Origin of the sequence: Okeania sp. SIO3B5, from assembly GCF_010692555.1 — a bacterium.
GTDB lineage: Bacteria > Cyanobacteriota > Cyanobacteriia > Cyanobacteriales > Microcoleaceae > Okeania.
This window is the reverse complement of the sequence record NZ_JAAHHG010000323.1, coordinates 1-11,342: the sequence shown is the minus strand read 5'-3', so window position 1 is coordinate 11,342 and position 11,342 is coordinate 1. Positions and strand designations below refer to the sequence as shown.

7 protein-coding genes are annotated in these 11,342 nt (G+C 38.2%); 2 read left to right on the top strand and 5 right to left on the bottom strand.

The features are described 5' to 3' along the window. Window positions 1-342: 342 nt before the first annotated feature. The 4 genes from F6K54_RS30230 to F6K54_RS30215 all read right to left on the bottom strand — a co-directional run bounded on the left by F6K54_RS30230 (window position 343) and on the right by F6K54_RS30215 (window position 6,583). A complete protein-coding gene (locus tag F6K54_RS30230; protein WP_293086133.1) occupies window positions 343-1,770 on the bottom strand; it encodes a carotenoid oxygenase family protein in 1,428 nt (475 codons plus the stop codon). A gap of 1,321 nt (window positions 1,771-3,091) precedes the next feature. Next, window positions 3,092-4,366 carry a precorrin-6y C5,15-methyltransferase (decarboxylating) subunit CbiE gene (gene cbiE, locus F6K54_RS30225; RefSeq protein WP_293086131.1) on the bottom strand — a complete coding sequence of 425 codons (1,275 nt, stop codon included), beginning with the start codon at window positions 4,364-4,366 and terminating at the stop codon, window positions 3,092-3,094. 11 nt (window positions 4,367-4,377) lie between these two features. Then, the gene (locus F6K54_RS30220) at window positions 4,378-5,643 is read right to left on the bottom strand and encodes a transposase (RefSeq protein WP_293086129.1); all 1,266 of its coding nucleotides are present in this window, start codon (window positions 5,641-5,643) and stop codon (window positions 4,378-4,380) included. 160 nt (window positions 5,644-5,803) lie between these two features. Continuing rightward, window positions 5,804-6,583, bottom strand: coding sequence for a DUF1868 domain-containing protein (locus tag F6K54_RS30215; RefSeq protein WP_293086127.1), 780 nt, complete (start codon window positions 6,581-6,583; stop codon window positions 5,804-5,806). Window positions 6,584-6,616: 33 nt separating this feature from the next. On the opposite strand from F6K54_RS30215, the gene holA reads away from it, so the two are divergent. Next, complete coding sequence (gene holA / locus F6K54_RS30210) at window positions 6,617-7,618, top strand: DNA polymerase III subunit delta (protein WP_293086125.1); 1,002 nt, start codon at window positions 6,617-6,619, stop codon at window positions 7,616-7,618. Between the two features lie 1,946 nt (window positions 7,619-9,564). Beyond that, a complete protein-coding gene (locus F6K54_RS30205; RefSeq protein ID WP_293086123.1) occupies window positions 9,565-10,542 on the top strand; it encodes a hypothetical protein in 978 nt (325 codons plus the stop codon). Between the two features lie 500 nt (window positions 10,543-11,042). On the opposite strand, the gene F6K54_RS30200 is transcribed toward F6K54_RS30205, so the two are convergent. Then, window positions 11,043-11,177 carry a hypothetical protein gene (locus F6K54_RS30200; RefSeq protein ID WP_366558274.1) on the bottom strand — a complete coding sequence of 45 codons (135 nt, stop codon included), beginning with the start codon at window positions 11,175-11,177 and terminating at the stop codon, window positions 11,043-11,045. Window positions 11,178-11,342: the final 165 nt, after the last annotated feature.

The following is an 11,342-nucleotide window of genomic DNA, read 5'->3' as shown; positions in this document are numbered from 1 at the left end:
CATGTCCGGTTGAATAATTAGACAATGGTTGTCCGAAGGCAGGAGGCAGGAGGCAGGAGGCAGAAGGTTTTCTCAAGAGTGTCACCTTTATTTTATACACGCTCCGATGCTACCGGACATGATATTAGACATCTCCAAAAACCAAAAATAAAATCAATTCTCATACAGAAATTATCAATTATAGCAATGTGCGCTGGCATATTTACACATTATTTTTTGTACACCTTTTCTAGAATGCACTTTGAGCTGGGCCTTGTAAATATCTGAGCGCTCATTGCTATATTCCCCTCCTGGGAGGGGGAGGGGCGAGGGGTGGATTCCCTACTGCCTACTGCCTACTGCCTACTCCCTCTTTTGGAGGAGATGTTTATTAGCTATCAACTGCATCTCAGATACCCAACTACCATGAAAACCATAAGGAACCCTTTGAGGTAACATCACCCGCGCTACAATTTCCCCACTAATATCCTGAGCATTCACTACCACCAACTCAGAAGTCTGAGTATTTTCGTCATAAACAAAAGTCACTAACCAACCATCATCTTCACTACTAGCATTAAGTCGAGGTGCAAATACCGCCTCGCCACCATAACGCCCTTTACCAAACTCATAAGTATCCGACTTTCCTGTATCCAAGTCATATTTTATCAACCCATCAAACAATGGCAAATCTCCCGATACCATCCTTCCCAAATAACCATACCGAGTTTTTCGCCCTACTAATTCATCATTCACCCGAGGAAACTCTGAAGGCACTTCATCTAGCTTTTCTTCCTTCACTACTCCAGTTTTCAGGTTAAACCGCCAACGATATAGATACGGAATATCCCCTTGAGGATCGCGATCGCCTTCATTAGTCACAAAAACATTAGTTGCACTCATCCGACAAGCAACCAATACAACCTCATCCCCCTCTTCATAAGCATTAAGAGTATGGTAAATAAAGCAAGCTGGAGTTTCAAACCAACACACCTCAGTATTATCCCCATGACGTGGAATAATACCAAAGCGACTGGGTGTCTCTGACTCAAATGCGATAGGAAATTGACCTTTTTCAACTCTTTCTGGGCGAAAGTTCATCGGCAAATCAAAAAATATAGTATAGTTTTCCGTAATCGCAAAATCGTGCATCATTACTCCCACTGGCAAATCAATAGGTATTGTTCGCAACAACTCCCCACTTGGAGAAATAATGCCATATTGCAAATATGGAGGTTGAGGCATTGAGTAGCTAATAAACATCATTTCCCCTGTTACTGCATCAACTTTAGGATGAGCAGTAAAAGAAGATTGAAGTTTGTTGTTAAAAGTATGTTTGCCAATAGTAGTCAGATCGGGTAATTTAAGTTCATAGGGCATACCACCTTCTCTGAGAGCTAAGAAATGACCAGCATGATATACCAGAGCTGTATTAGCTCTATTTGTATCTGTACCATGGGGATTATCCTGTTGGGGTGGCTCTAATAATCCTGTCCAGACGGCCTTGCCTTCCTGATTTTCTATTTGAAATTTGTTTGTTCTTACATAGCGGTTGCGATAGGATGCTTTACCATTATTAATTCTCAGTCCATGTAACATTCCATCACCATCAAACCAATGATATTGACCAATAGGAGAAAATTGGGGATTAGGGCCATTACGAACAAACATTCCTGAAAGATCGGCGGGTAGTTCCCCAATAACTTTGAGGTTATCAGCAGTTATTTCTTCTTTGACAGGGGCAAAATTATTGCTTAAGAAAGGACTAAGAGTAGGAGTTGTGCTAGTCATAAATTTTTGATAATGTCTGAGTATAGCGCTGTGCGCAGGCAACAGCTCATCTGGGGGAATAAATTGCCGATAACAGGACTTACGCAAAGGCACTATATAAAGTGACTCGCTCAGTTACTAAGTGCGCTAACACACCCTACCAATAGCGTTTATGCGTAAGTCCTAAATATAAGACTTTTAGCTATTTGGCCCCTACTGCAATTTGTAAATATACCAGCGCTCATTGCTATATCTGTACAAAATTAATTTAACATTTTTGACTTTTCCCTCGACTAAAGTACGAGGGATTCTAAGCAGTTGTTCCAAATCGGGTTAAAACCACGATTCTGAACGACTACTAGCTGTCACTAGCCTCTTTTTCTAGTGGGAGTAGTCACGCAACCCCCTAAACGCTCAGATAGGCTGAATATTTCACCTACATTGCACTTACTTTCGCGCGTCGCTTTCGTGAGTGGTTGCCTATACCAGTCTGGCAGATTCAAATAGCTACTTCAGCTGCGTTGCTTGCCTGTCCCCTGGAACTTTACCCGAATCAATCGGTTAGTTTCCTACTGGCTGGAATTTCACCTGTACTAGCTTCAGATCAACACTATCAACCTTGTTCCTACTCGCTTGTTGTCATTATACCCAAAAACACGGGGTTAAAACCCCTCTGTGTCATTCAACCCCGGGATAAATCCGCGTGGCTTTCTGACTGATTCTCTGTAAGTAGAGAGTAGGGAGTAGGGGAGTAGGGGAGTAGGGATCAAGTTTTAACCTTTAGTTTCGCTCCTAAAAATATTACTTTTAACTTTTGTAAGAAGGGAGTAGGGAGTAGGGAGTAGGGAGTAGGGAGCAAATTTTAACCTTTAGTTTCGCTCCTAAAAATATTACTTTTAACTTTTGTAAGAAGGGAGTAGGGAGTAGGGAGTAGGGAGTAGGGAGCAAATTTTAACCTTTAGTTTCGCTCCTAAAAATATTACTTTTAACTTTTGTAAGAAGGGAGTAGGGAGTAGGGAGTAGGGAGTAGGGAGTAGGGGAGTAGGGAGTAGGGAGTAGGGAGTAGGGAGCAAATTTTAACCTTTAGTTTCGCTCCTAAAAATATTACTTTTAACTTTTAACTTTTGACTTTTGACTTCTGTGAAACTGTAGAGTTAAAGTTTTGAGTCCTAAAAATATTACTTTTAACTTTTGAGTTTTGACTTTTGATATAGAATCCGGTTATATAGTATATGTTGATAATTCTATAATTACTTCAATATTTAATCTCCTCCACTCCCCTACTCCCCCACTCCCCCACTCCCCCACTCCCTCACTCCCCCACTCCCCTACTCCCTACTCCCTACCTACTAATAATCATAATATTCACTGGATTGAGTGGAGTAAAGCGAGTTAAATTAGCTATAGGTATAGAACGAGATAACTGTACCTGCAAAAGACGATAATTCCAACTTCGATCGCTCTTTTTTCTTTCCTGTACCCAGCTTAAAGCAATATGTAAATTTTCTAAACTGGTAAACGCTAATACTATAATTCCTCCAGGTAGCATCCTCATCCCACAAACTCCCAGAATATTCCTGAGTTTACCACTACTGCCCCCAATAAAAATTCTATGGGGAGGGCGCAGGTGATGCAAAATATCTGGAGCATTACCATGAATAGAAACTACATTGTTAACCTGAAAGCGACGGCAGTTTTCTTCAATTAAACTTGTTCCAGCAGCAGTTTTTTCAATGGCATATACTGTAGAATCACTAAAAAGGCGAGCAATTTCAACTGAAACAGAACCACTACCAGCACCAACATCCCAAATAATTTGTCCTGGTTGCAAACCCAACTCAGCCAAAATTAACACCCGTACTTCCCGTTTCGTCATTAACCCTGGACGATCGTCGTAAGTAAAAAAATAATTATCTGATATCCCCAACCAAGGCAAATTAGCTAAATCTATAGATTGACTAGCTATTTTAGATTGACGTAATAATACCACTACATTTAACGGAGCAAATATTTCTTGTTGTGCTTCACTTATAGACCATTGTTGAACTCGTTCATCCTCACTACCTATATTTTCACAGACCCAAAAATGATAGTCAATTGGTAAATCTAAACTCAATAACAAACTAGCGATCGCCTTTGGTGTATGAGTATGGTCTGTTAAGACTGCTATTTTCTCAATTCCCTGCTGTAGTGCTTGAATCAACTCATCCATTGAGCGACCATGAACGCTAATTATTTTAGCATCTTGCCAAGGAATTTTGAGGCGACTAAAAGCTAACTGTACCGAACTCAGATGGGGATAAAACCTTAATTTTTCTGGCGGAAAATGTGCTACTAATAACCTCCCTAAACCAAAAAATAAAGGGTCTCCTGAAGCTAAAACTACAATACAATTATTGGGGGTATCTAAATACTTTCGTATTTCTACAATTGTCTCAAGTATATCTTCCAGTACAATAATTTCGGCAGAATGATTTGGAAAATAACGGAGATGGCGATCGCTTCCTACTAACACAGTCGCCTTTTCAATAATTTTCTGCACTGACTCATTTAGTCCAACAACTCCATCTAAACCTATGCCAATAACATTTATACTCACAATAATTTTTGACATCATCTCCCGTTAAATCAAAGATTATAACGGGAGAAACCCAAACCTCGCGATTTAGGTTTACTGCTTGAATGGCACTTATCTAGACTGTTGCCAGTCCCCGACAGTACGCCTACACAGTCAATTTGTTCTACGATCTGCCCGACCGCAGTGACACCTCGATGACAAATCACTTTTGCTGCTGCTACATCCCGGTTGATTTCGTAGTGACATTCAGGACATTTATGAATACGTTCAGACAAATCTTTTTTACCTGTATGCGCTCCACAATTCGGACAAATTTGACTTGTATATCTGTAGTCTACCTTGCCAAAATAAACTCCTCGTTTCCTGCATACCCAAGCTAATATTTTGAAAAACTGACCGAACCCTGCATCTAAAGTATGTTTACTTAACATTCCTTTGGCCCAGGTTCTCAAGTCTAGGTCTTCCACAAATATCATTCCTGCTTTGTCACATAAATTATGAGCTAGCTTAAAGTGAAAGTCTTTTCGGGTGTCTGAGATTTTTTGATGAAGTCTTGCTATCTTTTGGTTAAGTTTATATCGATTTGCTGAAGCCTTAGATTTTAATTTTAATCTACGTTGCAGTAATTTTAACTTGCTTTGTAGTTGGCTTAAAAATTTTGGACGTTCAATCAATTCACCATCAGAGGTTGCTAAGAATTTATCAAGTCCAATATCAATTCCTAACGGATGTCCAGAAGCAGGGGTATCCGGAACACTGACGGGACTTTGCAAGGAAACAATTGCAAAGTACCCACTTGCTCGTCTGACAACCCTAACCTGTTTCAGTTTAAATCCTTCTGGTATTGGTCTAGATAATCTCATCCGAACTAATCCAATTTGGGGTAGTTTTATATACTCATTTGAGATGGGATTACTCTTAAACTGAGGGAAGACAAAAGACCGCATTCTGTACTTGTTCTTAAAACGAGGAAAGCCATAACCCCGCTGTTTCATGTTATTAAATGCTCTTTCTAAAGTCTTGAGGACTTGCTGTAAGACTTGGGCATTTGTTCTTTTCAGCTCTGGGTTAGCTTTCTTTGCTTTTGTTAAGTTGGCTGCTTGTACTTTGTAGTTAGGGTAAGGTGCATCCCCAGGGATTATGTACTCTTGATGTAATGAACAACAGTTAACTGCACATTTCCTACTGTTAATCCAGTCTTTTCGCTCTCTCAAGGCATAATTCCACACCTTCCTACAGACCGCCAGCATATCTTCTATGATGGCAATCTGTTCTGGAGAAGGGATTAACTTAAATTCATAGGTTAGTGTTATCATGTCCCCATTGTATCATAATTCTATCTCAATGGAGTACTAGCTTGTTTGTTTGGTCACGATTCATCTCCTGGTAAATTGGAGATTACACTGGGAGTCCTCACTCGCTCCATTTCAGATAGAGGTAGAGATGTTCCCAGGTATGATTTATGGCCTGATTTAATTACAAATCTACAAGAGGCCAATCTGGTTGTCGATAATACCGTAGCATATTGTCAAACTTTCGGAGTTCTCCGCGATGCAATAACATTTCTGAATTGCTTTCCAACCATTGATGATTTAATTCTGAAATCTTATCTCCCACAGCAGCAATATCTAAATCTGATGGAATTTCCCCAAAGTACCCCAAAGTAACATGAGCAGTAAAGTGATATTGCTGTTCGATACCTAGAGCAATGAAATTAGGATTTTGATAAATTGACCGACGTAGTTCTAGAACCTGATTGTAAGAACTTTCATCTTTTGGGACTAGACAAACACCAATAGCTCTAGTCATTACCATAATTCCTAAAACTTGCCAACGTACTTGATGGCCATTTTTAGCGATAGATAACTCTTGAAGACTTTCAGCAATACAAGAGCGTAGTTTTTCTTCAAATTGAGGATTACTTTGACTAGCATCTAGAAAGGCACTTTCCCAAATTAAATCAGCTAAGGTTAAATGAAAACTATTGCCAGGCAGGGGAATTATTAAATTAGTTCCCAATAGTTCTACCAATTGTTGTTGACATTGTTGCAAATGCTCATAAAACTTGACGTTTTGCGAGTCTTCCTCCCCTGGTGGAGTAATCACCGAATAGCCAGGAAAATTCTTAGGCTCAATTTGGCCATCCAGTTTGGTGAATTTCGGAGACTGTTGGATATATTCCAACTGAGATTTGTAACTTGATAGCAAGGTTGTCTGTGCTACTCGGTTAATGTAGTTCTGATATGTATCGTCCAATCTTAATCGCCCCTTATCAAAAAATAGCTTCTTATGCCAATTTACCTATACTTTGGCGAGGATGAATATTCAATGATGCTAGCAACTAATGCTTTGCGTGAATCTGTCCTCGATCCTAATTGGGCTAGCTTTAACTATGACAAAATTTTGCCAGCAATAGATGCTGTTCAAACTGGATTGAATCAGGCCATGACTCCTCCTTTTGGTTCTGGTAGTCGTTTTGTCTGGCTAGTCGATACTAATATAACTCAGCATTGTTCACAAAATCTATTGGAAAATTTGGAACGTACTTTACCTCAGATTCCTGAAACTACTGTGTTATTGTTGACTACGCCCAATAAACCTGATAAAAGACTTAAGTCCACAAAATTGATCCAAAAATGGGCTGAGGTTAGAGATTTTTCTCCTATTCCTCCTTGGAAAACAGAGTTACTGGAGCAGCAAGTTAAAGAAGTTGCTCGGGAAGTAGGAGTTAAGCTTAATTCTAGTGGGGTTACTTTTTTAGCAGAAGCTTTAGGTAACGATCGCCGACAACTTCATAGTGAGTTGACTAAATTACAATTATATGCTTCTCAAGATGCTGTAGTGGACTTAGAAGTAATTACTAATCTGGTGAGTTCTCAGACTCAAAGTAGTTTAAAGTTAGCTACAGCCATTCGTTTAGGTGATACAGTTAAAGCTTTGCAGTTAGTGGCAGATTTAATTGCCCACAACGAACATCCATTACGAATAGTGGCTACTCTAGTAGGCCAATTTAGAATATGGTTTTGGGTAAAACTAATGATAGATACAGGGGAGCGAGATGAAAAAGCGATCGCTCAAGCTGCAGAAATAGGCAATCCTAAAAGGATATATTTTTTACGAAAAGAGGTTAATTCTTTGTCCTTAAATCAATTACAGAAAACCTTACCTTTATTACTAGAGTTAGAAGTAAGTCTCAAGGAAGGAAAAGAGCAAATATCTACACTACAAACTAAAGTAATAGAACTTTGTCAGTTGCTTTCTCAGAAAAATTTCTTAAGTAAAAAATCTTAGAACTATCGTAGTGGCGCATCAAAATTTAGGAGGCCGGAATCATTATGGCCATAATTCAAATATTCCTATCGGTCTGATTCATTAATGGATAATTGATAATTGATAATTGATAATTGATAATTGATAATGGATAATTGATAATTGATAATTGATAATTGATAATTACCTCTCCCTAAAAGCTATGCTTTATAAACATCTTTCTTAACATAAAGCTTGACAAAAAATACAAGTTATGTTGTATCCTTTCAAAGATTTTTACCAGAGAAAAAGTGTATTAAGAAGTAGATTTTTCTTGATAACTTAAGTAGTTTTTCCTATCTAAATTGATTCTTTCTCCCTTCTCCCCTGCTCCCTACTCCCCTACTCCCCTACTCCACACAAGGTTTTCAGGAGTTCCTTATAAGGGATAGCCCTAAAAGGGAGAAGATTGACTAAAAGGAAAAAATTTATTCTCTTGGTCGATTGGATATGGCGAGGAAACCCGCTCTTATCAGAGCCGCTCCGCTTTATATGTTGCGGAGCAAAACGCCATCCCTCGACCGCTTTTTTCCCCTTGAAAGGGGAGGCTTTAAACCTGAATTCTGAATTATTTAATTATTTAATTAGGGCTTGCTGATTAAATCTAAAAGTATTGACTTATGTTGGTTTTAGCATTTTTTAGTTAAAAAAAGTCCAAGCTTTTAGGTTGTAATGGTTAAAAAAATTAGCATTTTAGGCACATAGTTGCGCAGAATAATTCCTTGATTCTTCTTCCTACTACCTCCTTGCTCATTCCCCTAACTCCTGTCTCCTGTCTTCCCCTCCACCGGAGGGGTTAGGGGTGGGTTGTCTCCTGTCTCCTACCCTTACCCATAAGACTTTTTCAGCAAACCCTAATTATTAATTCTTCGGTAAATTTATATAGTTTTTTTTCAGGTTTTTCCTCCCGATAATTATCATTGTTGCAAATATTTATTCAGGACATATAAATTCATTAAATTACCAACAGAAAAAAACCTAGAAAATATTTAACAATTAATGCTAGTATAACTTTTTATCTTGAATGCCTCCTAAAATCACTATGCTTAAAAATTAATAAAATTCATAGGTTTTGCATTCCATAATCAGCTAAAATGATTACTAATTTTCAGATAATTTTACTTAGTGTAAAAAAATCAGAGTTTCTATTAGACATCTCGAATAATAAAAAATCAAATTAATTATCGTACTCTATATTCATTAATTATTTCCGCGTACTCCTTACTCCCTACTCCCTACTGCCTAATCCCTATTTTGGAGGAGATGTCTATTAAACATCATAAATATGATAAATTTAACTGGAGGTATAGACAGAGAAGAAGCAATTTTTAATTATTCGATCTTGTTAAAAATTGATGATTTCTGCTAATATATAGACCAAGTAGTAGGTTTTCTGATTCTGCAAATCATCAGCGGTTGGTCAGCCTATAGAGATTAATTTAATTAGTTGTGGAGGAAAATCTAGAGGATGTGAAAAACTCATGGTAGTTTGTAGCTAGACCAACCCAGTTAAACAATAAACTGCCGTTAAGATTTTTAATATTTTAAAATTGGCTGTAAAAATGTCAAAATTTATCGAATGCTTTAATAAAGACCCATACTATGAAAAAAGTAAGTAGAAAAATCAGGAACATTAAAAACTTACATTTACTAATTCTTAGATAGTTTCTATATTTTCAAAGAGAAACAGGTAAAAATTAGTGCTAGTAAGGTTGTAGTTTATAGAGTAAAGTCGATGAATTTATCAACTAAGATATAAATCTGTAGAGAGAACGTAAGACCGACAATTAAGTTAACTTAGTATAGGCGGTACTCTGTAAAGCAGTAAGCTCAAAGCCAAAAAGTTTTGGTTTTGGTAATTCACTATAATAATTAAATAATTTTAAGTAAATCAACTATTCGCCCTCCAGCCCAAAGGAGCGCTATTTATGGCATCAAATAATCTGCGGGAACTTGCTAAACAAGGAGATCCAAAAATTATCTCCTCAATTATTAACCACTCACTACAAAAAAAAGGTATTAACGTCCAAGTAACGAGGGACAATGATTGTCTTGAAGTTACACTCGAGTCCGATCAAGTTGCTAATCAACAAGCTCCTCTTGTTGAATTTATTAGAACTGGAATCGTTAAACTGGGGGTTGAATCAATCCACACAGTCAAAGTATATGGTATTCAGACTGGCGATCTACAACCAGTCTGGGAAGATAAAATTATTTTAGGTACTCCACCAACATCCGATATACCTGACTTTGAAGAAGGCTCAGACTTAGAAGATATTCAGCAACCTATACAACCTATAGATGAGTTAGATCGAGAAGAAGTGGAAGCTGACTACGAAACTGAAACAGACGAAGATTATTATGAGGAGGAAGAATATGACGAAGAAACTGAGTATGAAGAAAATGAAGAATATGAAGAGGAAATATCAGAGCAACCTCCAGCTCAAAAAAAGAAAACTCCTCTCATTCTGGCAATACCATTAGTAATTTTTTTAGTACTATTAGCCGCCCTTGCAGCATTACACTTTAGTGGAATATTTCCCTTACCTTTCCTAAGTGAGTCAAAACCAGAAAACACTGAAACTAATGACTCTGACTCACCTCAACCACAAACATCTTCTGAAGATACTGAAACTTCACCATCTCCAAAAACTGAGCCTGAAGCTACTGTTACAAATCCTTGGTATTTTGCTGTTAAAAGTGCCCAAACTGCTGCTGAAAAAGCCCGGACTGCTCAAACAAAATCTGAATGGAACGCGGTAGCTAATGACTGGCAAAAAGCTGTGGAACTGATGAAAGAAGTGCCAGAGTCTGATCCAAACTACCAAACAGCACAAACAAAAGTCCTTGAGTATCAAAATAATCTAGATATAGCAAAGCAGAGAGTAGAGCAAGCTACTAATTAGGGTTTGCTGAATAAAGTATGAGTGGTAGGGGTAGGAGTCAGAATTCTGAATTTAGAATTTCCTAGGTCATACTCCGCAAACAGAATTCAGGAAAAATGGGAATTATAGAGGAGGTAGTCAGAAAAATTGTCCCAAGATTGTTCTGCCATAACCGTCTGAAAATAATAGCTTTATGCAGCTCTTGCCACCAAAAAGCTGACACTTTTTGAGACAAAAAAATGCTACAACCTACATTCCGCAATTTCTAGTTCTTCATCCTTGGGTTGACACAAATGCGCCGTTCTTAGAAACCTACGATAATCTATAGAAATTTATGATTATCTGTTCCATTGCTGCTTCCCACTCAGTAACGTCGGCGTTATCTAGTCTACAAGCTGTCACGGTTGAACTGACCGCCATAGCTAGATTTAAACTAGCATTTCCTAGGTCATGCTTCCCTACGGGATGCTACGCAAACGCAAACAAATCTCGTTCCCGCTAGCGTTGCGGAGCAATCGCAGCTAAAATTTAGGAAACCATCTATCAACAACGATTAGTTGAGAACCATATAGCTCACACTTGTAATCTAACTGTCTACGGAACTCATAAAAACCCATAGACACAACAACCTTAGCTAGCTTTGGCTCGGCCATCATGCCTGATACATTGAGGTTTTCTATTATATCATGTCCGGATAATAGCGTGATAAAAAAACCTTTTCTCTTCTCACCTTTTCTTTCCTTCTGCCTCCTGCCTCCAGCATAGCTGCCTTACCTCCTCCAAAGTGTAAGTATTCAACCGGACATGATATTACTACCTGA